The following is a 25,606-nucleotide window of genomic DNA, read 5'->3' on the forward strand; positions in this document are numbered from 1 at the left end:
AATAGAGGAGCCTGCAATCAATCGAACTACCGTATAAAAAGGCTTTAGTTGCTGCTAAAGCTTGGGCCTCACTTTACCTAAACTGGTTTAAAAAGAATAATAAAGATGGATGTATTATCCATACAAGGCATTCAAACGGACAATTTACAGTTGGTTGTTCGCTTCGCTCAAGTATAACTAACTGTAAATTGCCGCTTAATGTGGCGTTATGTGCCTAGCGTAGTTTTATAGTCCAGTTGAATAATCATTAAAAGGAGTTAATTATGAGTGCTAACGAATCAAATCGAAGAATTAAATTTTCATACCAATTAGATAATTGGAATTATGAAAATGGTGAACGCTCCCATTTAAAATCTAATGCTAAAAAAATAATCCCTTCGGAATATGCAGCTGAAATGGATGGAACTCTTTTTTGTCCAGCCTGTTTTACAAACTTAAATAGAATCCCAAAAGAAAAAGATCACTTTACGAATGGGAGAGAGGCTTATTTTGCTCACGTACAAAAATATAAAGATGTTAAATGTGATCTGAAATCTATAAAACCCGAAGGGAAAAGGTATGAAAATTGGGAAGAAGCTAAAAAAGCAATTGATGATGAAAATTTAGTTATCATAAGTAGCTTCTTAAAAGCAAAGCCGGAATCTAAAGAAGACAAACCAGCAATATATGATGAAACACCCGTTGAGGATATTGATGGACCAACTACGGAAGTTGCTATTGGTCGTCACAATGGTGAGAGCTTCTCGTTACCAAGTAAAATTAAAACTGTTGCGGGTTTGTGCCGAAGCTTTGATGAAAACCTTTATAAATATTTTTATTTACCAGGTAAAAACAATGCAGTTAGGCTAATTGATTTACTTAAAGATGTAAAATCCATATCTGAAGAAAATGACAAACCAAGGTTTTATTATGGTCGCATAATTAGTACTAAGCATTTAGGTGAACATAAAAGACCAACTAATATCAGAATGACGTTTTTACATACAGATGTTGCTGGTGACTTTTGCTTAAAATCTCAAGACAAAGATCAAAGAGCACATGGCATCACAGATGACTCTGTTGGGCGTATATTAATTGTTTACGGTACTGTTGAAATAAATGGTTCTGGCTTATGCTTCCAAGGACTTGGGTGGGGGGAATTTAGTTTACTTCCAGAAAAGTATAATCACTTATTAGATTAGGCACATTTCAATAAAATCAACAGGGACACGTAACGCTTGCTCGGTTCCACTTCGTTTAACATTTTAGCAAGCATTACTTAGCCCGTTATTTGGGCGTTGGTATGCCAAGTCAATTCTGAAAGTATAGTATTTCAAGGTAAGTTTAACTATTTTAAGGGGAATGAGTTATGGACTGGAAAAGTGCCTTAAAAATAGCTGGTCCATCAGCTATTGCAGCATGGGTTTTTGTTGAATTGATTAAGAGCTATTTAGATAATTCTGAAATTTTCAAAACGAATGCCTATTTAAATTTTACACTTCTCATTATCATCTTTCTATTTTGTGTGATTATGGGTTGGTTATGGATACGTAATAGTAATCCAAAGAATAAAGTTGAAAGAACAGAAAAGAAGATTGAAAAAAATGAAGTTTGCGAAAATGAAGTAGGCAAGGATTTGTCAATCGGCAGTATAGATGACTCTATCCTAGATAATAAAATTTCAAAAAACAAAGTAAAAGGTTCTCTTAATATCGGTAGTAAATAATGAGTTCACAAGATCTTAATAATGTTTACAAAAACATTACTGACAATGAAATTACAAATAACGAGATTGGTAGGGATTTAAATATCGGTAATACGATTATTAAACTACCCTCGTATAATATTTCTGTAGGCGCGGAATCTCTTAAGGCATTAATAAATGAACATGAAAAACTAAAAGAAGAAAGTCCCATTTATCTTTATGTTCTTGAAGAGCTTCAAAGTAAAGTAACTGATAACAAGTCAAGGGAAGTCATTGGATTAGAGAAGAAATTAAGTAAAGCAAATAAAGCTATTTTTTTTGATGAAGCCTTAATATCTAGCCAGAAAGCTTCAAAAATGATTTTAAGATTTCAGCATATAAAGTCATACCAAATCATTTTTAACCATGTATTAAGTCTAATTGTAACAAGGTTTCGCGCTCATATAGCCCCTTTGATTAAAGATGGTGTAGATGACTTAACTATTAAAACTGTAATCAACTCCGTTATTGTCGAACCTTTAAATCAAGAAGTTAGTTTGGCTGGGGGTTATATCACAAGCGAACTAATTGAAGGGATGTTGTACTTCCTAACAGAAAAATGCCATGTGGAGTGGGTATAATGATAATTTACCATCCAGCTTATGATGTAAATCATTGCTCTTATCGGATATTGAATATCTTAAATTCTATAGGTGATAATAAAGTACATTGTGACATGCTAAAAATTATAAATTTTTATTATGTCTATCCTCACTTATTAAAGCGAATGGAAGTATTCCCGAAACCACTTAACTATCAAGCAAAAAAAATTAAAAGTATAAAGGATCCATTTGAGTTAACCCCCAACCCTAGCAACTTATTCTTTGAAATGAGTCCAACACAAGAAACGGCTATTTTGTCTTTACGACAAAGATCACTAATTAATGTTGAGAATAATATTATTAGTCTTGAAAAACAAAATATGCCAAAAGAACTAATTCAGGTCTTTAAAAACGATAAATTTACAAAGAGTGATATTTTTAAAATCCTTGTAGCGTGTTTACCGAAGGTCAAATTAGATGGCAATAATGGTCTTAAGGCCAGAAGCGGATTAATGGAATATAAGTATGATTAAATCTAATTTCTTTGTAGAACGTCTGGTAATAATAAAGTCGGGTGGAAGTGTTTATGATGAAAAATTTCATAAAGGGATAAATGTAATTCGCGGGGATCACTCTGTAGGAAAAACAACAATACTAGAACTTTTATTTTATGTTCTAGGCGGTGAAATTAAAGACAATCAATGGCTATATCCAGCAGATCTTTGCGATGAAATATATTGCCAAATTAATATAAATGGCAATTCCTTTACGATTAAGAGAGATATTGAAAAGGGGAAAATTCCACCTACACGAATTCAAAATGGCGTATATGAGGTTACGAGTATAGATAATCTTGGCTGGAAAAAATTCGGCCCAAGAAGAAGTGAGTCTGGTGAAAGAGCATCTTTTTCACAGCAGTTTTTTGATTTATTGGGCTGGGATAACCATAAGTCTGATGATTATGCTAATTTGACTATGCATCAAATACTAAGGTTTCTATATGTAGACCAAGAAACCGGATCAACAAAAATATTCCGTGCAGAAGATAATAATCGTGGTGATAGCGAAGGTATACGTACCGCAATTGCAGAGTTTTTATTAGGCTTGGATAATCTTGATACTCATAAGCTAAGACAGCAACTTTTATTGGCAGAGAGAGAGTTTGATAAAATTTCTTCTGATTTGAGTGCTATGTATAGAGTGCTAGGAACCGATTCAGGTTTAACTCTTGATATTTTAAATGCACAAATAACAAAAAATTCAGAAGATATTGTGTTACTACAGAATAAGGAAGTGGAATTAAAAGTAACTTCTGAAATTGACGTCAATAATGTATCTAATTACAAAGATTTAGAGAGAAAAGTGGACTTGTTTAATCGCCAGCTTCAGTCTTTAAATCTAGATGCACAAGCAACCAGTGGTGAAATTGTTGACTGTGAATTATTTGGCGATTCTCTAGAGTTTAGAAAAAAGTCATTACTTGAATCAAAGGCTGCTTATGACAGCATCGGAACAATGAAATATACTCACTGCCCTTGTTGTTTAGAAGAGATTAACTCGGTTAACGAAGATGCTTGCCATTTATGCAATACTCCAAATAAAGAATCTCATCATTCAAATAATTACATGCAAATTTTGACTGAGCTTGATTTCCAACTTAAAAGTAATGCGAAAGTTTTAAGTGATTACAAAGATCATTTAGAAGGTCTTAAATCCGCTGTTATAATTGCTGAATCACACCTAAATAATTCACAAAGTGAGTTGCTATCGATTTCAAAAATAGTCGATATAGAAACTCAGTCTCTAATTGAAAGATCTAGAAAAATTGGGTATTTGGAGTCAGAAACTAAAAATCTTGAGAAGCAGGTTAATATAATAATGGACTTGGATAAATATAAATCTAGAAAGTCCGATTTAAATAATGCAATTACAGCTCTCCGTGAAAAAATAGCCACCGCAGCATCATCTAGCAAAAATAGAAGAGATAAAGTTAATTTGGGGATCTGTGAAAACATGTTGCCAATTCTTCATTCTGATTTACGTGATAATGGCGAGTCTTATGAAGAAGTTTTCGGTGCATCAGAAAGTAACGATATTGAAATAGATTTTGCAAAAGATAGAACATTAATAGATGGAAGAGTTAAATTTTCTGGGAGCTCTAACTATATAAAAAAGAATGCCTTCTATCTTGCCGCTTTACTAGAATCATTGTCGGATCCTCTTTACAGGCTACCAAGATTTTTGATGCTAGATGCCATTGAGAATGGTGGAATGAAAGCTTTTAGAAGTCATAATTTTCAACGTTCTATAGTCGAAATGTTTAAAGGTAAAGAAGATTTTCAAATAATACTTTGTACGTCAATGGCTTTAGATGATTTAAATAATGATGAATATGGTGTTGGCCCTTACTATGTTGGCAATGTAATTAACATTTAAAATAGGCACATAACAATGGTTTTCAAGTCGGACAAATTACAGTTGGCTTTTTGTTCGTGCCTCACTTATTTTAGCCAACTGCAATTTGCCGCTTAAAACGGCGTTGAGGCTGTAGAATAACTAATTCAGCCAAAACAACTAGTTTTTTGTGCTTCTGTATCGCACAGTAGAAGATTAACTCGATATAGGTAATGCATTTAGTACCCCAATTTTAGGGGTGATTTACAAGGAACGAGTTATTCTACAAGCTCGTTATACATCAAGGAGGCTTGGCTATGTTTGATGCCGAAACATTTATTTTCGTAGGCTATTCACTATCATTGTTCGGTATAGTGATTTTTTTAATCGATATGTTTAGTGACAAAATGAAAGTACAACTCCAAAATGTAACAATTCATATTGGAAAGTTAAATCAACAGATTAAAGAATTAGAAGTAATTCCGAAAGATCGAGGTTACATCTTAGAGAATGAACATGGAAGTATTGATATAGGGCAGAGTTTAGAGATCTTGGAAGATGCAGCAAAAGAGGCTAATAAAAATAATATAGAACTCGAACTAGCTCTCCTCGAACAAATTAGAGACAGCCATAGAAAACACACAAGAGCAAGGTTGGCTGCATCCACTTTTGTAGTAATAGGTACTGTATTAAGTTTTTTCGGTGGTATCTTATAGTAGATGTATAACAAGCAATTCAACAGGACTAAAAACAGTGGGCTGTTCGCTCCGCTCCATTTTAGCCCACAATTTTTAGCCCGTTAATTGGGCGTTAGCACTACAAGGAGAATTCCGTGCTCAAAATTACCATCATTACATTATCAATTTTGTTTTCTGTTTCTAGTTATGGAATAGATTGCGAATCTGAATATCAAAAACATCTAAAAAATGACATAAATCTTAGTCATGATGAATTTGACCAAACTGAAAATAGCGGATTTAGAGCCTTAGGAAATAAAGGCTGTTACAAAGAAGCTGCTGATCTCGTAGAATTGTATATCGATAAGCATAATTCAAAAGGTTTAACTATTCGATGGCATGTTGCTCAGCTTAGAGCATTATCAGGCGATAATAAAAAAGCAGCTGAAAATGGTAGATTGTCATTAGCTGACAGTGAAAAACCTAATAAAACTCTTTTAAGGTGGAATGATTATGTTTTAGCCTCAATAGGTTTTTTTGAAGGTAAAAAAGATGTGCTTATCTCTCATAGAAATAAAGTCGCAATAGGTAAAAGTGAGCATTTTGGTAACGAGCTGAATTTAAAGCTTCTCGACAAACTGATTAAGCACTTCGGAAAAAGTTATAAATACGCTTCTAACGCAAAGGAGTAATTTGTAGTGCTAACAAGCGTTTCAACAGGGACAAAAAACAGTTGGTTTTGCTCCTTCGTCGCAAATTATAACCAACTATTTTTTTCCCGTTAAACGGGCGTTGGTAACTTAATCATCTATGGAGTTTTAATGAAACGGATTTATCTATTTTTAGCAATCGTTGGTGCAATCATTCCGTACATTTTCTATTTTCAATTTATACAAGTTGAAGGGTTAAACTTTTCTTTATTTATAATGGAATTATTTGGTAGTAAAGCTGCAAGTGGGTTTACAGCAGATGTATTATTAGCAACTGTCGCGTTTTGGTTTTTTATTTTCCAACGCTCTAAAAACCCAACAGCTCCCAGGCCTCTTCTATTCTTTATATTAAGTTGTACCGTTGGGTTATCGTGTGCGTTACCAGCATATTTGTATGCCAATGAAAAACACGCGAATAACGTTACATAACAAGCAAATTAATCAGGACAAATAACAGTTGGTTTTTGCTCCTGCGTCGCCTATTTTAACCAACTATCATTTGCCCATTATTTGGGCGTTAGTTTTACAAGGACGTTTTGTGCACAAATTAAAGTTAGCATTAATCACGGGGGTTTCTTTCATTATTTTAATGGGCGGAATCAGCCAAAGGCATATAATAGAATGCCAGCTCATTACACCTTCAGGGTATTTAGAAATAGAGTCGAACATATTTTTTAGTCCTTCAATTAATAGTCTCAAAAGTGATGAGTTACTTTCTAATATCAACTTGGCAAAGTCTCGAATAAATAACACATTTGGAAATATGACGTCCTCTCCTAAGGTAATCATTACTGTAACTGAAAACGAAGCAGTAAGCTTTGGTTCTAACCTATATGGAGTCACACATTTAAGCGTGCTTGGTCAATGTATTGTCTTGGGCCCTGAAGGTCAAAATATTGATGTGATTGCTCATGAATATATGCATGCAGAAGTTCATCATAGGGTTGGGTGGTTAAATTATTTATTAAACGTCCCAACTTGGTTTATGGAAGGGTTAGCTACATTAGTTGATTTCAGAAAACCATATTTATTGGAGAATATAGATTTAACCAAAAATGAGGTTAACTCGGTAAAAAACCAAACTTTTAATCATACGGAAATTAAGCATTATCAAGCCGCAAGGATTCTAGCGAGCGATGTTAATAAGTCTAAGCTCTATGAAAACCTAGAAAAATTGAAGCAAGGGCAAAACATAAACAGTGTATTTGCAATGTAAAACTAACAAGTATTTTCAAGACGGACAATTTACAAGGAGGTTCACATAAATTTAATCAATGTCGCAGGTAAAGGTTTGCTCTGTGGTCTAGGTATTGGCACTACACTTTTTGGTCTATTATTTTTAGTCTTATCATTTCGTAACGATCAACAATTCAATATTGGTGCGCTTGTAGCTATTATTTCTGGTTCAATCTGTATTTTTATGGCACTTAATTTAAAAACAAAAACCGTTGAGCAAGAGTAAATATACAAGGGTTTTCAAGACGGACAAATTACAGTTGGCTTTTTGTTCGTGCCTCACTTATTTTAGCCAACTGCAATTTGCCGCTTAAAACGGCGTTGAGGCTGTAGAATAACTAATTCAGCCAAAACAACTAAATTTTTGTGCTTCTGTATCGTACTGTAGAAGATTAACTCGATATAGGTGATGCATTTAGTACCCCGATTTTAGGGGGTAATTTACAATGAACGAGTTATTCTACAAGCTCGTTAGGCTTTTCTTAAGTCTTGGCATTCAAAATAGAGTATTTATGAAGATATCAGGGAAATTTGAGTTAGAAATGAAACCAATGGAACTATATGCTGATTCCATTGGTGGTATTAAACTAGGGCGTATGTCTATCGACAAAACCTTTTTAGGTGAGTTGTCTGCTACAAGTAAAGGGGAAATGCTTAACGCGCTTACCCCAACTGCTGGTTCAGCTGGGTATGTAGCAATTGAATTGGTTACAGGTGAGCTAAGTGGTAAAAAAGGTAGTTTTGCTCTACAGCATTTCGGAACTATGTCGAATGGCGAGCAAAACTTAACCTTAGAGGTCGTTCCTGATTCAGGTATTGGAGAATTAGAAAACCTTAAGGGTAAAATGAATATCAATATTGAAGACGGTCAGCATTATTACACGTTCGAGTATGAGCTATAAAAGCCTAACAAATTGCTTAAACGGAAAAATAACAGTTGGCCATCGCTTCGCGATTATAGCCAACCATTATTTTCCGCTTAGCAAGGCGTTGAGGCTGTAGAATAACTAATTCAGCCAAAACAACTAAATTTTTGTGCTTCTGTATCGTACTGTAGAAGATTAACTCGATATAGGTGATGCATTTAGTACCCCGATTTTAGGGGGGTAATTTACAATGAACGAGTTATTCTACAAGCTCGTTATATTTAATCAGCGTTCAGCATATGTTCATCTTAATAATATATATTGCTGCTTTAAAAGTTGTTTAACGATCAATTTTGGTAATCATAATATTCACAATAAGAAAGCATATTAATATAAAGGGATTTTAAAAATGAAAAAAACACTATCTTTAGCATTTACTACTCTAGCATTAACATTTGGATTTTCAGTACATGCAGAAGATGAAAGTAATTGGTATTTAGGCGCACAGTACAGTGCACAGGAAGTTACTTCTCTACCTGATAGAAAGTTTAAAACAGTAGGAGTCGTTGGCGGTTATCAATACAATAAATATTTCGCGTTAGAAACGAGATATAATACGGGGATATCAGGTTATTCTAGCCAATTTTATGTAAATGGATCATCGGATGCTGAGTACAAAGAAGATATAGATAAACAGGCTTCATTATTTATAAGAGCGTCTTACCCTCTTTTTAACTTATTTGGTATATATGCCTTAGCCGGTGTAACTAAAAGCAAATATGAAATAACTACAAGAAGTTCTCATACAGATTTAGAAGGAAATACTACAACTACTTATCCATATATAATTAAACTCTCGGAAAGTGGTTTTACTTATGGAGTTGGTTTAAATTATCAAATAACAGAAACTGTTACTTTGTTCATTGATTATCAAATTTTACCAGGGTTAACAATCGGTTCTGGGAGTTCAGCCAAGTGGAAAAGTATGAATCTTGGTGTTAACTACTCTTTTTAATGTATTTAAATATAACAAGTTGCTTAAACGGAAAAATAACAGTTGGCCATCGCTTCGCGATTATAGCCAACCATTATTTTCCGCTTAGCAAAGCGTTATGTGTTTCTCGGGGGGGACGTAATCAATGGATGATGAATCAATAAAAGCAAAACTAGAATTTGATCAAATAAGTATAAATCAAAAAAATATAGATGAATTTAATAAACTTAAGCCAAGTGATTTAGGTATTATATATATAGTTGTGACATTTTTTTTGATTATGTTGATTCCTATTATTTTTTCAATTGAAATAAACTCATTTTCAACATTTTCAACATTTACTGCAATGGGATTTATGTTTTGTCTTATTATTTATGGTCAAAATAGAGATACCAACCGTAGGATTGACCTATTACTTGAAATAATAAAAAAGCAGAGTAAAAACACATAACAAGCAATTCAACGTGACACGCAACAGTTGGCCGCGCTCACTACGTTCACAATTATAGCCAACAGTAATTTGCCGCTTAACTTAGCGTTAAGTTTCTCTAATTGAGGCGCTCCATCGCGGCTTTGTATACTTTTCCTCTATCACGCTTGTCAACAGAAATTACGGTGACAGTAATTACTGTATCGCTTACCTCGTAAACTAGTCTATAACCGACCTGTCTAAGTTTGATTTTGTATAATTTATTGCCACCTGAGAGCTTGGCACTTTCTATATGAGGATCTTCTAAAATGTTTGCAAGTTTTTTCTTGAACTGTAATTGAACTGTTGCACCTAGTTTTTTCCATTCCTTAAGTGCAGACTTTTTAAACTCCAACTCATAGGTCATTTAAACTAACCTTTACACTAGCTTCACTTTTACGCTGCTCAACAATGGCAAGTAGCTCTAAATCTTCAATATAGTCCATCATAAACTCATAAGTCTCTGCTGGTATACAATAAAATGCAGGTTCGTTTCTATTAAGTACTGCAATTGCTTCGCCGTGAGCACTAAGTGCAACCTTCATTGGATTTGCTTTAAGTTCACTAATACTTGCCGCAGCTTCAGTTAATATTCTAGTTGTCATGCTTTCACCAGTACGTTAGAGTGGTCTTTAATTAAGGCTAAGTATAAACGACGAAACTTAACAAGGCAATTAAACGGACAAATTATAGTTGGCTTTTGTTCGTGCCTCACTATTTTAGCCAACTACAATTTTCCTCTTATTGCAGCGTTATAAACCTAAGGATAGGATATGGATATCATCACAATAATTCACGTTACTCTTGCTGTCACAGCTATCATAAGTGGGGCTATTATTATGTCCCGTAAAAAAGGTGACATTTTTCATACTCAGTTGGGCAAATTATTTATAGCAAGTATGGTATTAGTAAATATTACAGCATTCGCTTTTTTGCCTAAATATGGTTTTACCATTTTTCAGCCCCTCGCGTTATGGAACTTAGTTTGGGTACTTTTGGGCTATTATTATGCGGCTAAAAAACCAAATGAAAATTGGCTTATTAACCATTTTTATTTTATGACATATGCTTATGTAGGCGTTGTAGCAGCTGCAGTTGCAAGAATTCCGTTAAGCTTTGGCTTTCTCCCTAACGAATCCGCATTTATTGCAATAGCGTTTGTTTTTGGCATTTCAGTTTATGTCATCGAAAAGCAAGGTAAGAAGTTACGTACTATCGGCGGCGTATAACAAGTGACTATGGTGTCAAACCCTAATATTTAATTCATTTTAGGATCCCAGTAGACACCATCTCTCACCATCGAATTGAGCGTGATAACTAGCTTTCTAATACACGCGATTATCGCTACTTTCTTTGGTTTTCCAGCGGCGACTGGCCGCTGATACATCGCCTTAAATGTTGGGTTACATTGGATTGCGGACATCATTGCCATGTACATGGCTGTTCTAATTTTTCTAGTGAGGCAGTAATAAGTGAATTTTCAGCAGAGAATGTTGATTATCTATCTGAAGGCATAAAATTGTATTCAGATAAAATTGCCGTTCATTCTAGCTACGATCCCAACTTAAAAGAATTTTACAAAGAGATTAACTCCGAAAAATTTGAGCCCCAATATAAGTCAGTTACAAAAAAATGGCCTCTAGGTGGCAATAATTTCTTAATTGAGCAATGTTTCAGTGTGTCGGCTAATGTTAATAGTTTCCCAAGTATGGGGAGCGATTTTGTTTATGGACAGAAATATAAACGTACTATTACAAATGGTAACTTTAAAAGTGTCCTCGTAGATACTGAGCTAAATCTAACTTGGGCTTACTGTGAATGTGATGGAAACCCACCACCTACATGCCAAAATATAGATCAAGTGAGTGACATTAATGGTAATAGTAAATATGAAATCCGAGATGCTATACAGGAACCCGAAGGTATGATTTTACATTTAAAAGAATACAATGGGAAAGAGCTTTCTACTGTTTTTAATTCTACTGTTTTTAAAATGTGTACTGGAGATTTTTCATACCCGCACAATGACTTTAGTTGCCCCCCAAATAATTAAATTGTTTGGCTAATAACGGAGTGTTAGGTTTTAATGCTTAAATGGTAATTCAATAATATGATCAAGGTTGCTTGTGTCACCTTACAGAGTAAAAGTAACCCTAACAAGTGACTATGGTGTCAATTATTAATTTCTAACTCATTTTAGGATCCCAATAGACACCATCTCTTACCATCGAATTTAAGATCACAATCATCTTTCTTACACAGGAAATTATCGCTACTTTCTTTGGTTTTCCTGCGGCGACTAAACGCTGATAAGTCGCCTTAAATACAAGGTTACATTGCATGGCTGACATCATGGACATGAACATGGCTGTGCGTATTTGATGGCGTCCGCCACGTATCATTCGCTTACCTTCATAGCTGCCACTTTCACGATTAATTGGCGCAACACCCACTAACGCAGATGCTTCTTTATTAGTGATATAACCGAGCTCTGGCATGTTACTTATAGACTAAACGCGACCACATTACCGACACCTGGAATACTTTGGATAATGTCATTTTTAATTTTATATTCATCACAACTTTCAATTAATTTTTGTAGCTTTTTATCTATTTTAATCAGTTGATTATTTATCACCGTAAGTATCGGGTTAATACTGCTAGTGATTTCTTTTGGCATAATTTGAAGACGATTTTTCTCCATGGTTCGCATGCCCATAAGCTGACAACGTCTTGACATTAAATCACTCATTAATCTTAACGTAGCCGGCTTTAGCGTTGATAATTTTGGTTTTATCGCTTCACTGTAATGGGCAATTAACTTGGCATCTAGTTTATCCGTTTTGGCTAATTGACCAATAGCACCAGCGAACTTTTTGACATGAGCTGGATTCGCAATGACAAAAGGTAGTTTTTCTTTTGCACAGGCGATAATAAAGGCTTGCTCAAGTCGTCCTGTTGCTTCAATGACGACACGCGTCACCTTGTGTTTTTTGATTTCAGTAATGGCTTCTTTAATGCCACTTTCATCGTCACTAACAACGAAATAAATACCTAGAGGGCGTATGTAAATGTCGAGTTGAGTTTTACCGGTATCAACACCGACGTTAATTTCATTTTGATTATTTATGCTATTCATAATAAGCTGACTCTGCCTTGCTATTCGGGCTCGAGTCCCAGTTGACTATCCGAGTTTAGTGCTTGGAGTTTTATACGGCGTTCCATCTTGTTATCGGTCTCTCAATAGAGGAGCCTGCAATCAATCGAACTACCGTATAAAAAGGCTTTAGTTGCTGCTAAAGCTTGGGCCTCACTTTACCTAAACTGGTTTAAAAAGAATAATAAAGATGGATGTATTATCCATACAAGCAAATTAATCAGGACAAATAACAGTTGTTTTTTTCTCCTGCGTCGACTATTTTAACCAACTATTATTTGCCTGTTAACAGGGCGTTAGGCTTTCATTACGCCGGAGTACATATTAAATGATTATTGAACTCTTTCAGTTGGCTTCTTCTTTTGTTTTAGGATTACTAGTAGGTAGTTTACTTACTGAAGCGCTGATTTTACTGCCTTATTGGCGCGCAATGGATCCAGAGGAGTTCTTGAATCTTCATGGTTCCCTTGGGCCTAGGTTATATGGATATTTTGCCCCATTAACAATTCTAGCTACAGTGCTACCAGTCCTAGCCGCAATAACTTCTGTAGTTTTTGGATCTGCCTTTTTCAATCTTTCGATTGTACCCGCGATAATTACTTTGGTAATGTTATTTATATATATCATTTATTTTAAGGGCGCGAATGAAAGTTTTAAAACTGGTTCTGTGGGCGTTGACGGTGTATCGGAAGAACTAGAGAGATGGTCTAAATGGCATTGGGTAAGAGTATCTTTAGGGTTAGTGGCATTTTTTATATCTTTATTGATTTTATAACTATGAGTTTATAAACTGCAAGCCTAACAAGCACTTCAAAAGGAACAAAAACAGTTGGTTAGGTTCCGCTTTGATTCACATTTTGACCAACTATTTTTGTCCGCTTAAGTGGGCGTTATGTTCTTAGGATGGAATCATGGTAACTCCAATGATTATTCTTTTAATTTTATCTTCTCCGCTAGCTCTGGCCTTTTTTTATGCAAAATTCAGAAATGTGCCTGTTGATATTAATAAATATGCTAGTTGGGGTTTAGGTCTAGCATTTATATTTTTCTTTATCGGTCATATTGTAAAAACGGATGGAATGGTTGAAATGCTTCCTCCGTGGGTACCCTTCAAAGTTACATTGATATATTTAACTGGTGCTATCGAATTATTAGTTGGCATCGCACTTTTCATACCTAAGCTTCAAACCATAGCTGCAAAATTTGGGATTCTTATTTTTGTGCTTTTCTTCCCTGCTAATATATACGCTGCTTTAAATAGTGTTGGGCTTGGTGGGCATCAATGGGGAGCGATATATTTATTAATACGAGCACCATTGCAAATCATATTGATCGCATGGGCGTATTTTCTATGCGTAAAAGAACATAACAAGAAAATAAACAAGGACTGATGATCTTCCCCCGCTTTAACGGACACCAAAATCTAACTAAAGATGAGGTGTTCAATGCCAAAGTACAACAATCCAAGACGAACTTGGAAGTATTCAAACGACTTCAAAGTCAACGCTGTTCAACTTAGTTTCGTTGTTGGCGTCACAATCAAATCTGTCGCACTAAAGCTCGACATTCACCCGTTCATGCTGTCACGATGGCGAAAAGAATATCGCGAAGGAATTATTGTGGCGGATAAACGTAAAAAAGTAGCTGGGCAATCGAAAGCAAAAAAACAACTTACTGATCGAGGTGTTGAATATCGTGGTCAAGTCTATCAAAAAGCATTGAAACGAAGCGGGATAGTGCATAGCTTAAGTCGCGCAGGAAAGTGCACTGACAATGCTCATATGGAGTCATTTTTCCATTCGATGAAGACGGAAGTTATTCGTGGTAATGTTTATAAAACTGATGCACAGTTACGAGGAACACTTGGCAGTTATATTAACAAATACTACAATGCGACGAGGATGCATTCTGGTATAAATTATTGCTCCCCGATAGAATATGAAGCAATAGCAGCGTGAAAAACAATGTGTCCGTTTTATCGGGGGAAGATCAACAAAAAACAGTTGGTTACGTTCCGCTTCGTTCCACATTATAACAAACTATTACTCACCGCTTATTGCGGCGTTAGTTTGCAAATCAGGCATTGGTGTAATAAATGAGTCAAGTGAAAGTTATAGCTATAAGTGGTGCTTCTGGTTGCGGAAAAACTACACTAGTTAAGAAATTGTCTGATGAATTTAAATGCCCTAATTTGCACTTTGATGACTTTGTCGTAAACCACACATATCCAGCCAATATGAAAGAGTGGTATGAAAATGGGGCAAACGTATCAGAGATTAAAACTCCTGAATTGGCTAGTGTTCTTGGCAAACTGATTAGAAGTAACGATAGCAAGTATATTTTTCTAGAAGAGCCCTTTGGAAGGGAGCGTTATTCAATTTCTTCATTAATAGATTATGTGGTTTTGTTAGATCAACCTATGGAAATATGCCTATCTCGGGTGATCCAAAGAAATACGGATAACCCAACGCCAGATTCATTAAATTCAATTTCTAGGTACTTGGCAAATTACGATGATCACTTTAGGGATATTTATATTGAGGCTGTAAATCAAGTCCGTGACAATTGTAACCTATCAATTAGGGATGTCATTTCTGTTGAGGCATGCACAAGTTTAATTGGTAACTGGTTGAGAACTAATACAAACTAACAAGCAAATTAATCAGGACAAAAAACAGTTGGTTTTTACTCCTGCGTCGCCTATTTTAACCAACTGAACTTTGCCCATTATTTGGGCGTTAGGCTGTAGAATAACTAATTCAGTCAAAACTACTAAATTTTTGTACTCCTATATCGAACTGTAGACGATTAACTCGATATAGGTAATGCATTTGCCACCCCGCTTTTAGGGGATAATTAATAACAAACGAGTAATTCTACAAGCTCGTTATGTGTTTAGTCAGATTCACTAATAAATCATAGAGGTATTAAGTTGGAGAAGTTATTTTCATACGGTACGTTACAAATGGAATCAGTTCAAAAAGAAACATTTGGGCGTGAGTTAAGTGGGATAAAAGATTCATTAATTGGTTATGTTCTTTGCGAAGTTAAAATTAACGATTTAGCTGTAATAAAAACAAGTGGTACAGATATCCATCCCATTCTAAAGTATACGGGTAAAGATACGGATATAGTGGAAGGTACAGTTTTTGAAATCACATCATTAGAGTTAAGCCAAGCTGACGAATATGAAGTAGAAGAATACATCCGAGTAGAAGGTGATTTTTCTTCAGGTCAAAAAGCATGGGCTTATGTTTGTGCTAAGTCTCAAGCAATAAACACATAATCGGGTAGCCGGAGGCTATCCTTCAGCCCCCACACCACCCTGCATGCGGCTCTGCACAGGGCGGTTCCCAAAGATGTTTAGAATAAATTGGCCGATTAGCTCCCACTTATTCCAGTGCTGGTTGCTATATTATCAACGCCACTATCCCTAAATCCTGGTCGGGCATGGAATATTGAATTGCATAGACTCCTCACTGACCTTCAGGTTCAGGCCTTCACCATGTCCCAACCATTACGCAAGATAGAGGGCATTAGGCGCTATTTTCTAACAAAGAAGTGGCGTCTGCTGACTTCTATTTAATCACATGCCTAGTTGCCCAGTCATGCGCTATCGGTTTTCATCTGGTTCGCTCCTTTCAGTCGATGACGCTGAAAAGCCAAGGCACTTATTAACCAGAGCCTTACTGGTTGCTTTCCGATCGCTTGTTAAACAGATCTCCCCCCTCTTTATTAATAGAAAAGGAACATGCACTTTCTTTGCACTGCTGCATCATTTACGGTGGCCATTAGATCACCTGGTTTCGTCGTCTTGTGCCAACTCACCTCTAGCCTACGCCTCATATGATATTTTTTTTCATCAGCTCGCAAATTTGCTAGCGGCTTCCTTCAGACCAATCCTCGCGGATAAGCCCTTGCCATTCGCTAGTAGTTAGCGTTTAATAACAATAAGTTAAATAAACAGTGATCTTCCTACAGAGGACTTTCACCTCATTAGTTCATGCCCATGCTGGGCGTACACAAGGGTTTTCAAAAGGAGTTGCAAGTATCATGAAAAAAACAGTAATTGAAATATACGCTCTATTGGTTTGTTTTGTGTCGGTAGTTTGCTTCTCTATTTGGTTGGGTATAGGAATGTATAGTTTGATTGGTGTGTTATCTCCTGAAACAACGATCGATTCATGGACTTACCAACGGCATCAATCAAATGAAAAATTTATAGCGGTATCACCAATGACAGTAAATCCGTTTGGAAAACAGGGGGATATGCAGAAGCCAGAACTAATACCAGAAGACACTTTGACAAAGAATAGGCTCGATAGTTACGCGCAGGCATTTAAGGCAGAGGTTAGGACTAACTCTCAGTCAATTATTCGCTCAGTAATTGTGATTGTGATTAGTATGCTTTTATTTTGGATACATTGGCGTTTACTTAAACCTAGAAAATAAGAGTAAAAGCCTATAAGTATTTTCAAGTCGGACAATTTACAGTTGGCTGTTGTTCGTACCTCACACATTTTAGCCAACTATAAATGGCCGCTTAAAATGGCGTTAGCCGATAAATTAACAAGGAGTGTCGTTCGATATGAAAACAATCACAATCTTATTTATTTTATTACTTTCAGGGTGTTCTGCAAACTATACAACTGAATCATTTGTATACCAAGATGATGAACCTGAAAAGCAACTCAATATCACTAAAATTCAAACTGAACTAGCTGAAGCTAATATATCTGCTGTTGTGTCAGATGTGAGTTTAAAAGCTGAAGATGGTATTACCCTTAGAGGGATTAAATTAATAAATAAAGACGCTTTGGTGAATATTGTTTTTTTCAGTGCCAATGGTATGAAAATTAGCACTTCATCGAAAATATTAAATAAATTTTCGTTGTTACCTGCAAATGTGATTTGGTTTGATTATCGAGGGATGGGTGTAAGTGATAAAAAAGATAAGTTATCTCTTAATAATTTACGAACAGATGCATTACGAATTTTTGATTTTTCTAAAATAGAGTTCCCTGAGAATTTACCTACAACTATCCATGGATTATCGATGGGATCTTTGATTGCAAGTTATGTTGCAAATAATAAAGATATAGATGCATTAATTCTTGATGGTGCGATCAGTACAGTTCCACAGTTAGTTGATAATTTAATGCCAACTTGGTCAAAACTATTTTATTCAATTAATTTATCACCTGAATTAGCAGAAATAAATAATGTTGATTTCATTAAAGAATACAATAAACCATTACTTTTTTTAATTGGCGAAGATGATTCAACTACTCCAGTGGCAAACTCAAAAGAACTTTACGACATATCTCCAAGCTCGGTTAAAGTATTAGCTATCATTCCGGATACAGAGCATGCACAAACCATGAAAAAAGATAAGGCAATAAAAGCATATCAGGATTTTATTAATAACTTGGTTTGTTGTAAAAACGGCTAACAATACCTTCAAACGGACAAAATACAGTTGGTTTTTGTTCGTGCCTCACTTATTTTTTTAGCCAACTGCATTTGCCGCTTAAAACGGCGTTATATTTTTATAATGTTGGTCGTAATGTCCGCCAATTGCGAAAATATAGATGTATTCATCATCAAATTTATAAATTAATCGGTCTTTCTGGGAAATACGTTTTGACCATAATCCAGATAAGTTATGCTTTAATAGTTCTGGTTTACCTATCCCTGTAGCGGGATCTGAACGCATCATTTCCTTTAATAATTTACACAGCGCCTTATGAAGCTTTTTATCTTTTTCTCTGAGTTGTTCGTAAATAAGCCAAGTTTTACCTTCAAAGACTAGTGATCTCATCTAATTGCTCTTTTGTTGGCTTGTAGCCTTTATTATTTTCATGGGTGCCCATCGACTCGGCAATTTGTATCATCAAACTACTGCTTTGCAACACGTGTAATGTTTCTTGTTCTCTTTCCCAATCATCTGCACTCATTACAATAAAGTCATCTCCAGAGCGTCGGGTAACTTTTATCGGTTCATGTTCACTAACAGTTAGTTCAACGTATGTTTTTAAGTTGTCCCTAAACTGGTTTACGCTTATGCTATTCATAATTATCTCACTACTTATGTACGGTAATGTCGTACATTATAGTGTAAGAAATATAACAAGTCACTTAAAAGGACAAATAACAGTTGGTTTTTGCTCCTTCGTCGCCTATTTTAACCAACTATTATTTGCCTCTTAGTGAGGCGTTGGCCTCAAGGAGTATACATTGGAAATTAATGTAAAACGTGCTACAGACGCAGACATAGATAGTGTTAGTAAATTATTCAATTCTTATCGTGTTTTTTATAATCAAGTCTCAGATCAAGCCTTAGCTTTTGAATTTATATCTGAACGTATTAAACAAGATGAATCTGTTATATTTTGTGCTATTAAAGATAATGGTGAATATGTCGGATTTACTCAACTATATCCCAACTTTTCTTCCGTATCAGCACAGCGTACATGGATCTTAAATGATCTATATGTTTCCTCTTCAGCTCGAAGGCTTGGTGTTGGTAAAAAACTAATGAATGCAGCTAAAGAATTTGCTGTTACAACTAATGCTAAAGGACTTTCCCTTCAAACAGCTGAGAATAACGTCAATGCTCAAACACTATATGAATCAATTGGGTATAAAAAAAGTTCTGGATTTTATAACTATTTTTTAGATTTAACAAAGGCCTAGTAAGAACTTCAAACGGAAAAATATAGTTGGCTGTATAATAACTAATTCAGCCAAAACAACTAGTTTTTTTGTGCTTCTGTATCGCACAGTAGAAGATTAACTCGATATAGGTAATGCATTTAGTACCCCGATTTTAGGGGGTAATTTACAATGAACGAGTTATTCTACAAGCTCGTTAGGTTACTTTCAGCATGGAGTTCAAATGTCAGAGTATTTTGCCAAAATCAATTGGGTAAGAGATATCAATGAAAGTTATGTTGATAACAAATATAGCCGAGGGCATGAATGGATTTTTGATGGTGGCGTAACCGTTCAGGCTTCATCTTCACCTCACGTTGTACCTTTACCTTATTCAGTTGAAGAAAATGTTGACCCTGAAGAAGCTTTTGTTGCATCTCTTTCTAGTTGCCACATGTTATTCTTTTTATCTATTGCTGCAAAAAGAAGGTATGTGGTTGATTCATATGTTGATGATGCCGTTGGTGTTATGGAAAAAGGCAGTGATGGTAAAATTTCAATGACTAAAGTTACACTCAAGCCACATGTTCAATTTTCGGGTGATAAAAAGCCGACAATGCAGCAACTTGAAAAAATGCATCATCAATCGCATGAGCAATGTTTCATCGCTAACTCAGTGAGAACTGAAATTGTCACGGAAATAGTAGCCTAACAAGCAAATTAATCAGGACAAAAACCGTTGGTTTTTACTCCTGCGTCGCTATTTTAACCAATTATTTTTTGCCCATTATTTGGGCGTTGAGGCTGTAGAATAACTAATTCAGTCAAAACCACTAAATTTTTGTACTCCTATATCCAACTGTAGACGATTAACTCGATATAGGTAATGCCATTTTCCACCCCGCTTTTAGGGGGTAATTAATAACAAACGAGTAATTCTACAAGCTCGTTATGTGCCATAAGGATTCATCGAAGTGTTGAGTAATAATAAATATTTAATTATTGCAGGTATATTGAGTTCATTAGGAGCTATTCTTCATCTTGGAATGATCATTGGAGGTCCAGACTGGTATCGTTTCTTTGGAGCGGGAGAAGGAATGGCTCAAATGGCTGAAAAAGGAATGGCATATCCTGCTATTGCAGCAGCAAGCATTGCAACAGTCCTGTTTATTTGGTCAGCATATGCATTCTCTGGCGCAGGTGTTATTAAAAGGCTCCCTCTTTTAAAAACAGGCTTAGTTGTAATCTCTATAATATTTATCATTAGAGCTTTATTCGGTATCGCATTAGTAAACTATATTGATCACCCTTACTATAACGAACTGCAAGCAAGACCAACCTTTATGGTTGTAACTTCATTAATTTGCTTCATCTATGGTTTATTTTATATCGTAGGTACAGTTAAAAACTGGAGTACTTTATCAGCAAAAAGCACCTAGTATCATGTATCAAGTGCAACAATAACGATTATATTCCATAGTACATCTCCTCTGGTGTTTTATAGTTGTGACGCTTTCTTGGTCGTTGATTTCACTTTTTAGCAATTTGATCGCATTGTCGTTGTGTGATCATTTTCATGCTTTTTGTCTTAGGAAGATACTGGCGAATAAGGCCATTAACGTGTTCATTACTTTCCCTTTCTGTCAGGCTAGTTGTCGCGCTTAATATTTAATCATTAAATTAAGTAGAGGCCGTGGATTAATTGTGAAACATTATTCAGCACAAAGAAAAGAATCGGCTCTTCAGAAGATGATGCCACCGAGTAATATACCGATCACCCAATTATCTATCGAGATGGGTATTGGTGAATCAACCTTGTATAATTGGCGTAAGAATTTCTTCGGGAATAGGCTGTAAGCGTTTTTGTTTATCTAAACAAACCATTTCAATGTCTGCAATAACCGCCGCTTTGCTGGCATTTGGACGCCATAACTCTTGTCGCCATAAAGTCTTATATTTACCCTCAAATTGATAGCTAGTGCGCACGTCGCAAATTTCCGCAAATTCAACGCCGTCTTGAAAAATTAAATTAGCTTTGTAAACCGCAAAGCCTAAGCCTTTTTCTTGCCACAAGGTAGCCAGCTTATCACTGTCGATAACATGCTCACGCGCGCGCTCAAAATACTTGAGAAAATTAGGGTGATAAACGACACCCGAGTGGTCGGTATCTTCATAATATATTTGCACGGGATGATGGTAAATTTTACTCATAATACTCACTTTACTTAATGATTATTTATTTAATGCTATTTTATTAAACGCCGAACTGCTCGGTAATTGGCTAGCGAATAGCTAACGATAACTAAGCCTTTACTTGCGACTTACTAACGACTTTTTAACGATAATTTAAGCTGTTTCATGCCGGCATCAATGCTAATAAGCGGCATATAACCTAAATCTTTTTTCGCGGCACTGATATCAAAGTAATGACAGGTAGAAAGTTGTTTGGCAACAAAACGCGTCATTATAGGCTCTTGTTTTTTATTCAATTGTGTATAAAACCACTCTAACGTTGCGCCAACGGCATAAGCAACACCACTGGGCACGCGTTTTGTAACTGGCGGTAAATCCGCACAGTTAAGAATGTTATTGAGCATAGCCGCCATAGTGATGGGCTGATCATTACTAATAAAATAAGCCTTGCCAAGACAATTCGCTTGAGGTTTTGCCAAAGCAATAGCAGCTAAAATATGCGCATAGGCGGCATTATCAACATAGATGGTATCAACAAGTTTATCTTCTTTGCCGACAAGTTTTAGCTTACCGGCACGAGCACGCTCTAGGACGCGGGGCACAAGATGAGGATCATTTGGCCCCCAAATTAAGTGCGGACGTAAGGCAACGGTTTTCAACGACTGATTTTGCTGAACATCTTGATTAGAGTCTGTTGATGCCGCCAAGACCAACTGCTCTGCTCGAGCTTTTGACTCCGCATAGTAATTTAAGAAGTTATCGGCATAGGGCTGCGATTCATCAATACCGGCTTCATCCACACCAGCAAAAGTTACACTAGGGGTACTGGTATAAACCAAGCGGGTAATGCCGATCTCCTGACAAGCATGGATAATGTTTTCTGTACCTTGCACATTTGCTTGAAAGTAATCGTCTTTACTGCCCCAAACGCCCGCTTTAGCGGCCACATGAAAGACCAGATCACAAGAGTGCATCGCCTCTTTAAGGCGAGAATAATCGCTAATATCGCCTTGCACCATAGTTACGCCCATTTGACTTAACTCTGGATAATGACCCCGGGCAAACCCAGTAACGCTGATATTTGCCAAACGCAGTAATCGACAAATGGCTTTACCTAAAAATCCGCCAGCACCGGTAACAAAAACATGTTGTGTTTGCCCCGCTAACTCACGCAGTGGCGCTTGCACAGCTCGGTTAAAATCGGCTGTTATTGATGAACAAGTATCAGTAGCTGTATTGTTATACGTTTGTTCTTTCATGGTTTGGCTCTAGTTATCGGCAAAATTAGTCAAGCTCTGCTTGTGCCCAAACGGCAAGCTTTTCACGAAATATCTTAGCGTTATGGCGTATATCAACCGGGAAGTCATCATGTATTAAAAAGTGGGAAATAGCGGAGGTTTGTTTATGAGCAAGTGCTAGCACTTTTAACGCTGAAAACAGCATAGTCTCATCAAATTTTTCATCTTTTTTGGCTGCATCGGTTAACTCAACACAAAGCAAAGGCACACTTTTCTGGTAAATCGTTACTGCCACTAAAGCGGTGCGTTTCACTGCGCTATGGATGTTAAATATTCGTTCACAAGGAATAGAAAAGAGCACATCCGTTTCGGTTTCAACGCGATGGGCTTTTCGTCCACACATCCACAGTCGACCTGAGGCATCAAGATAACCTAAATCACCCATACGGTGACGAATCCCGTGGCCATCACGGATTTTAGCCTGCGCTGTGGCCAACTCTCGACGATAATATTGATGACTCACCATATCGCCTTTAACCACTATTTCACCAATAGTGTTGACGGGTAAGACTAGTTCATCCGACCAAGTGTCAATAATGTCTTCACTGATGGCGATAATGCTCAGTTCAACACCCTTAACCGGTCTACCGACACAAATACCGCCACCATTGTCGGTGATATGGCTGGTTGCCAATAGATCTGCACTGCTAATTTTAGTCAGTGGTAGCGATTCGGTCGCGCCATATGAAGTGAACACTGGCACATTGTCGCTCAGTAATTGAGTAAATCGCGCTATTGACGATAAGGTTGCTGGCGCGCCCGCAGAGATCACCCGCTTTAAACTATTTAACTTAACTATTTCCTTAACTGAAGCATTGACTAAAGGTTTATTAGCTGAGCTATCTGGGGCTCCCGCCTGCCCTAATACTTCAATCAGTGCTGGATTAGCAAATAAATTAGTACATTGATATTTTTCAATGGCGGCAAAGATAAAGTCAGCATTGGCGGTGATCGGTTTACTGGCATCCATATCAGGGACAATAGAGGCCATGCCTAATGCCGGACCAAATAATGAAAATAAGGGAAAGGTAGCTAAATCACGCTCGCCAGGTTTAATCTCATAGTCTTCTTTTAGCGCGGTAATTTGTGCCTCAAACATTTTATGGCTATAGACCACACCTTTTGGTGTACCGGTACTACCACTGGTAAATAAAATGGCTGACATCTCATCATCGCTGAGTTTTACCATGGTAAACGCTTGCCCTGGTTTTATCGGATAACGCTTTAATAAGGTGGTTAAACTCATGCCACCAATAAGTCTAGCCAACACATTTGCGCCAATGCCATTTTCAGTGACCGTTAATAATTTTTTAACGCTGGCTTTACCCCAACCAAATAACATTCTAGCAAGGTGTGCCTTGGGGATACCAATAAAAACATCCGGCGCCGACTCAGCAAAGCACTGCTTAAGGTTTTTAATGCCCATACCAGGGTCAACTAAAATAGGGATAATACCTGCTTTAAATAGGGCAAAGGTTAGGGCAAAAAATTCAATACTTGGCGTTACCATCAGCACGGCTTTCATGCCAGCTTTTAGCCCGTAAGCATTTAACGCATAAGCAATGGCATCACTTTGTTGGTGCAAAGTAACAAAATCAATTTCGTGATAGTTAAGTTGGCCTCGTTGGTTTTTTTGTACGGCAACCGCTAACGCTTTAGGTGTTGTTATGGCGGCATGTGCGAGGTGGCGACACAAGTTAGCTTCTTTGGAAGCAGCCATTGTCTTTGTCATTTGCGCTTTCCTACTAAGTTAGGGTCTTATTGAGCTATTACTTATGAAGATAAGGACGCTTCACTGGTCTTTAAGAAGTTATTAATTAACGGCACGACTTCATCACTGGCATCTTCTAAAATATAGTGGCCACAATCATCAAAAGCATGTACTTGTGCATCAGGAAAGCGTTGTTGCCATTCATCTAGAAAATGTTTATCAAAAACAAAGTCTTTTAAGCCCCAACAAATCAACATAGGTAATTTTTTGAACTGCGCTAGATTTTCGCTAATGTCAGTAACCAGTTGATAGTTTCTGTCCGCTGGTTTTAACGGGATATCTTGAATAAAGCGCAAGGTTGAAATACGGTTCTGCCATGAGTTAAAAGGCGCCACATAAGCTTGACGAATATCTTTTGCCATCGGCTGGCGCTTAACGCCAATAACTGAGGCAATGCTAGAGAAGGCATTAAAGCCTCGGACGAGGACAGTACCGATAAAGGTATTTCGACCCAGCCATAATGCTGAGGGTAATTTTTTTGCTTTAGGTAAGTGAAAGGCGCCCGTGTTTAAAATAACCAGACGTTTGATCCTTTCCGGATAGCGCGCAGCATAGCCCATGCCTATCATGCCGCCCCAGTCATGTACGACCAGAGTAATATTTTCTTTGACGTTTAAGTGCTCAAGTAACGCGGCTAGGTCATCGATACGATTAGCGAGGGTGTAATCATAGTCTTCGTCCCCAGGCTTATCAGACAAACCACAACCAATGTGATCTGGCACTATGCATTGATGATTTTTACTTAATGTTTTAACCAAATTTCGGTAATAAAAGGACCAACTAGGATTGCCATGAACCATAACAATGGGCGAGCCTTGGCCTTCATTGACATAATGATATTGATGGCCATGGCGCTGGATAAAGTTACGCTTAAAGGGGAAAAATTTGGCTAATATTCTATCTAACTTATTTTCCGACATGG

The 25,606-nt window shown here is 36.6% G+C and carries 33 protein-coding genes and 3 pseudogenes; 25 read left to right on the forward strand and 11 right to left on the reverse strand.

The window, feature by feature from the left end:
• Positions 1-263 precede the first annotated feature (263 nt).
• The 13 genes from ASU03_RS08720 to ASU03_RS08775 all read left to right on the forward strand — a co-directional run bounded on the left by ASU03_RS08720 (position 264) and on the right by ASU03_RS08775 (position 9,593).
• Positions 264-1,181, forward strand: a complete 918-nt coding sequence (locus tag ASU03_RS08720) for a hypothetical protein (protein WP_057831478.1) — start codon at positions 264-266, stop codon at positions 1,179-1,181.
• Positions 1,182-1,348: 167 nt separating this feature from the next.
• Positions 1,349-1,705, forward strand: coding sequence for a hypothetical protein (locus tag ASU03_RS08725; RefSeq protein ID WP_057831479.1), 357 nt, complete (start codon positions 1,349-1,351; stop codon positions 1,703-1,705).
• Positions 1,705-2,304: an ABC-three component system protein gene (locus ASU03_RS08730; protein WP_057831480.1), complete on the forward strand. Its 600-nt coding sequence runs from the start codon at positions 1,705-1,707 to the stop codon at positions 2,302-2,304. Before ASU03_RS08725 ends, ASU03_RS08730 begins: the two co-directional genes overlap by 1 nt.
• Positions 2,304-2,798 carry an ABC-three component system middle component 5 gene (locus ASU03_RS08735; RefSeq protein ID WP_231731544.1) on the forward strand — a complete coding sequence of 165 codons (495 nt, stop codon included), beginning with the start codon at positions 2,304-2,306 and terminating at the stop codon, positions 2,796-2,798. Before ASU03_RS08730 ends, ASU03_RS08735 begins: the two co-directional genes overlap by 1 nt.
• Entirely contained in the window at positions 2,791-4,701 is a 1,911-nt protein-coding gene (locus ASU03_RS08740) for a hypothetical protein (protein WP_057831481.1), read from the forward strand. The genes ASU03_RS08735 and ASU03_RS08740 overlap by 8 nt, the downstream gene beginning before the upstream one ends.
• A 275-nt stretch (positions 4,702-4,976) precedes the next feature.
• Entirely contained in the window at positions 4,977-5,375 is a 399-nt protein-coding gene (locus ASU03_RS08745) for a hypothetical protein (RefSeq protein ID WP_057831482.1), read from the forward strand.
• Between the two features lie 116 nt (positions 5,376-5,491).
• A complete protein-coding gene (locus tag ASU03_RS08750) occupies positions 5,492-6,028 on the forward strand; it encodes a hypothetical protein (RefSeq protein WP_057831483.1) in 537 nt (178 codons plus the stop codon).
• Between the two features lie 129 nt (positions 6,029-6,157).
• Entirely contained in the window at positions 6,158-6,475 is a 318-nt protein-coding gene (locus ASU03_RS08755; RefSeq protein ID WP_057831484.1) for a DUF2834 domain-containing protein, read from the forward strand.
• 109 nt (positions 6,476-6,584) lie between these two features.
• Entirely contained in the window at positions 6,585-7,262 is a 678-nt protein-coding gene (locus ASU03_RS08760) for a hypothetical protein (RefSeq protein ID WP_157465869.1), read from the forward strand.
• Positions 7,263-7,337: 75 nt separating this feature from the next.
• Positions 7,338-7,508, forward strand: a complete 171-nt coding sequence (locus tag ASU03_RS20695; protein WP_157465870.1) for a hypothetical protein — start codon at positions 7,338-7,340, stop codon at positions 7,506-7,508.
• A gap of 286 nt (positions 7,509-7,794) precedes the next feature.
• A complete protein-coding gene (locus ASU03_RS08765) occupies positions 7,795-8,184 on the forward strand; it encodes a DUF3224 domain-containing protein (protein WP_057831635.1) in 390 nt (129 codons plus the stop codon).
• 373 nt (positions 8,185-8,557) lie between these two features.
• The gene (locus ASU03_RS08770) at positions 8,558-9,163 is read left to right on the forward strand and encodes a porin family protein (protein ID WP_057831486.1); all 606 of its coding nucleotides are present in this window, start codon (positions 8,558-8,560) and stop codon (positions 9,161-9,163) included.
• 124 nt (positions 9,164-9,287) lie between these two features.
• On the forward strand, positions 9,288-9,593 hold the full coding sequence (locus ASU03_RS08775; protein ID WP_057831487.1) for a hypothetical protein: 306 nt from the start codon (positions 9,288-9,290) through the stop codon (positions 9,591-9,593).
• A gap of 97 nt (positions 9,594-9,690) precedes the next feature.
• On the opposite strand, the gene ASU03_RS08780 is transcribed toward ASU03_RS08775, so the two are convergent.
• A complete protein-coding gene (locus ASU03_RS08780) occupies positions 9,691-9,978 on the reverse strand; it encodes a type II toxin-antitoxin system RelE family toxin (RefSeq protein ID WP_057831488.1) in 288 nt (95 codons plus the stop codon).
• A complete protein-coding gene (locus ASU03_RS08785; RefSeq protein ID WP_057180920.1) occupies positions 9,968-10,216 on the reverse strand; it encodes a type II toxin-antitoxin system Phd/YefM family antitoxin in 249 nt (82 codons plus the stop codon). The genes ASU03_RS08780 and ASU03_RS08785 overlap by 11 nt, the downstream gene beginning before the upstream one ends.
• 168 nt (positions 10,217-10,384) lie before the next feature.
• Here ASU03_RS08785 and ASU03_RS08790 point away from each other — a divergent pair, with 168 nt between their 5' ends.
• On the forward strand, positions 10,385-10,840 hold the full coding sequence (locus ASU03_RS08790; RefSeq protein WP_057831489.1) for a DUF2306 domain-containing protein: 456 nt from the start codon (positions 10,385-10,387) through the stop codon (positions 10,838-10,840).
• 29 nt (positions 10,841-10,869) lie between these two features.
• Here ASU03_RS08790 and ASU03_RS08795 read toward each other — a convergent pair.
• Positions 10,870-11,064, reverse strand: a pseudogene (locus ASU03_RS08795) (IS110 family transposase); the annotation flags it as partial.
• A 66-nt stretch (positions 11,065-11,130) separates the two neighbouring features.
• On the opposite strand from ASU03_RS08795, the gene ASU03_RS08800 reads away from it, so the two are divergent.
• A complete protein-coding gene (locus tag ASU03_RS08800) occupies positions 11,131-11,664 on the forward strand; it encodes a hypothetical protein (RefSeq protein WP_057831490.1) in 534 nt (177 codons plus the stop codon).
• 133 nt (positions 11,665-11,797) lie between these two features.
• Here the strand turns inward: ASU03_RS08800 and ASU03_RS08805 are convergent.
• A pseudogene (locus ASU03_RS08805) lies at positions 11,798-12,750 on the reverse strand (IS110 family transposase).
• Between the two features lie 346 nt (positions 12,751-13,096).
• Between ASU03_RS08805 and ASU03_RS08810 the strand changes: the two are divergent.
• The 7 genes from ASU03_RS08810 (at position 13,097) to ASU03_RS08840 (ending at position 18,220) form a co-directional block, all read left to right on the forward strand.
• Positions 13,097-13,543, forward strand: coding sequence for a DUF1772 domain-containing protein (locus ASU03_RS08810; RefSeq protein WP_057831491.1), 447 nt, complete (start codon positions 13,097-13,099; stop codon positions 13,541-13,543).
• A gap of 136 nt (positions 13,544-13,679) precedes the next feature.
• Positions 13,680-14,159 (forward strand): DoxX family protein, encoded by a 480-nt coding sequence (locus tag ASU03_RS08815; protein WP_057831492.1) that lies wholly within the window; start codon positions 13,680-13,682, stop codon positions 14,157-14,159.
• 54 nt (positions 14,160-14,213) lie between these two features.
• A complete protein-coding gene (locus ASU03_RS08820) occupies positions 14,214-14,726 on the forward strand; it encodes an IS3 family transposase (protein WP_057831493.1) in 513 nt (170 codons plus the stop codon).
• 137 nt (positions 14,727-14,863) lie between these two features.
• The gene (locus ASU03_RS08825; protein ID WP_057831494.1) at positions 14,864-15,418 is read left to right on the forward strand and encodes an AAA family ATPase; all 555 of its coding nucleotides are present in this window, start codon (positions 14,864-14,866) and stop codon (positions 15,416-15,418) included.
• Between the two features lie 282 nt (positions 15,419-15,700).
• Positions 15,701-16,054 (forward strand): gamma-glutamylcyclotransferase family protein, encoded by a 354-nt coding sequence (locus ASU03_RS08830; RefSeq protein ID WP_082627224.1) that lies wholly within the window; start codon positions 15,701-15,703, stop codon positions 16,052-16,054.
• 767 nt (positions 16,055-16,821) lie between these two features.
• Complete coding sequence (locus ASU03_RS08835) at positions 16,822-17,220, forward strand: hypothetical protein (RefSeq protein ID WP_057831496.1); 399 nt, start codon at positions 16,822-16,824, stop codon at positions 17,218-17,220.
• A gap of 136 nt (positions 17,221-17,356) precedes the next feature.
• The gene (locus ASU03_RS08840; protein WP_057831497.1) at positions 17,357-18,220 is read left to right on the forward strand and encodes an alpha/beta hydrolase; all 864 of its coding nucleotides are present in this window, start codon (positions 17,357-17,359) and stop codon (positions 18,218-18,220) included.
• A gap of 78 nt (positions 18,221-18,298) precedes the next feature.
• Here the strand turns inward: ASU03_RS08840 and ASU03_RS08845 are convergent, their stop codons facing one another.
• Positions 18,299-18,589 carry a Txe/YoeB family addiction module toxin gene (locus ASU03_RS08845; RefSeq protein WP_057831498.1) on the reverse strand — a complete coding sequence of 97 codons (291 nt, stop codon included), beginning with the start codon at positions 18,587-18,589 and terminating at the stop codon, positions 18,299-18,301.
• Complete coding sequence (locus tag ASU03_RS08850; RefSeq protein WP_057831499.1) at positions 18,570-18,842, reverse strand: type II toxin-antitoxin system Phd/YefM family antitoxin; 273 nt, start codon at positions 18,840-18,842, stop codon at positions 18,570-18,572. The genes ASU03_RS08845 and ASU03_RS08850 overlap by 20 nt, the downstream gene beginning before the upstream one ends.
• A 163-nt stretch (positions 18,843-19,005) precedes the next feature.
• Between ASU03_RS08850 and ASU03_RS08855 the strand changes: the two genes are divergently transcribed.
• The 3 genes from ASU03_RS08855 to ASU03_RS08865 all read left to right on the forward strand — a co-directional run bounded on the left by ASU03_RS08855 (position 19,006) and on the right by ASU03_RS08865 (position 20,861).
• Entirely contained in the window at positions 19,006-19,464 is a 459-nt protein-coding gene (locus tag ASU03_RS08855) for a GNAT family N-acetyltransferase (protein ID WP_197411228.1), read from the forward strand.
• Between the two features lie 202 nt (positions 19,465-19,666).
• A complete protein-coding gene (locus tag ASU03_RS08860) occupies positions 19,667-20,134 on the forward strand; it encodes an OsmC family protein (protein ID WP_057831500.1) in 468 nt (155 codons plus the stop codon).
• Between the two features lie 265 nt (positions 20,135-20,399).
• On the forward strand, positions 20,400-20,861 hold the full coding sequence (locus ASU03_RS08865; RefSeq protein WP_057831637.1) for a hypothetical protein: 462 nt from the start codon (positions 20,400-20,402) through the stop codon (positions 20,859-20,861).
• A 94-nt stretch (positions 20,862-20,955) separates the two neighbouring features.
• On the opposite strand, the pseudogene ASU03_RS21470 reads toward ASU03_RS08865, so the two are convergent.
• From ASU03_RS21470 to ASU03_RS08885, 5 genes and pseudogenes are all read right to left on the reverse strand, one after another.
• Positions 20,956-21,063: pseudogene (locus ASU03_RS21470) on the reverse strand (IS30 family transposase); the annotation flags it as partial.
• Between the two features lie 168 nt (positions 21,064-21,231).
• Positions 21,232-21,633, reverse strand: a complete 402-nt coding sequence (locus ASU03_RS08870) for a thioesterase family protein (protein WP_057831501.1) — start codon at positions 21,631-21,633, stop codon at positions 21,232-21,234.
• A gap of 113 nt (positions 21,634-21,746) precedes the next feature.
• Positions 21,747-22,874: a 2-alkyl-3-oxoalkanoate reductase gene (gene oleD / locus ASU03_RS08875; protein ID WP_057831502.1), complete on the reverse strand. Its 1,128-nt coding sequence runs from the start codon at positions 22,872-22,874 to the stop codon at positions 21,747-21,749.
• 25 nt (positions 22,875-22,899) lie between these two features.
• The gene (gene oleC, locus ASU03_RS08880; RefSeq protein WP_057831503.1) at positions 22,900-24,645 is read right to left on the reverse strand and encodes an olefin beta-lactone synthetase; all 1,746 of its coding nucleotides are present in this window, start codon (positions 24,643-24,645) and stop codon (positions 22,900-22,902) included.
• 41 nt (positions 24,646-24,686) lie between these two features.
• Positions 24,687-25,604: an alpha/beta fold hydrolase gene (locus ASU03_RS08885; RefSeq protein WP_157465872.1), complete on the reverse strand. Its 918-nt coding sequence runs from the start codon at positions 25,602-25,604 to the stop codon at positions 24,687-24,689.
• Between the last annotated feature and the right edge of the window lie 2 nt (positions 25,605-25,606).

Origin of the sequence: Colwellia sp. TT2012 (genome assembly GCF_001440345.1) — a bacterium.
Classification (GTDB): domain Bacteria; phylum Pseudomonadota; class Gammaproteobacteria; order Enterobacterales; family Alteromonadaceae; genus Colwellia.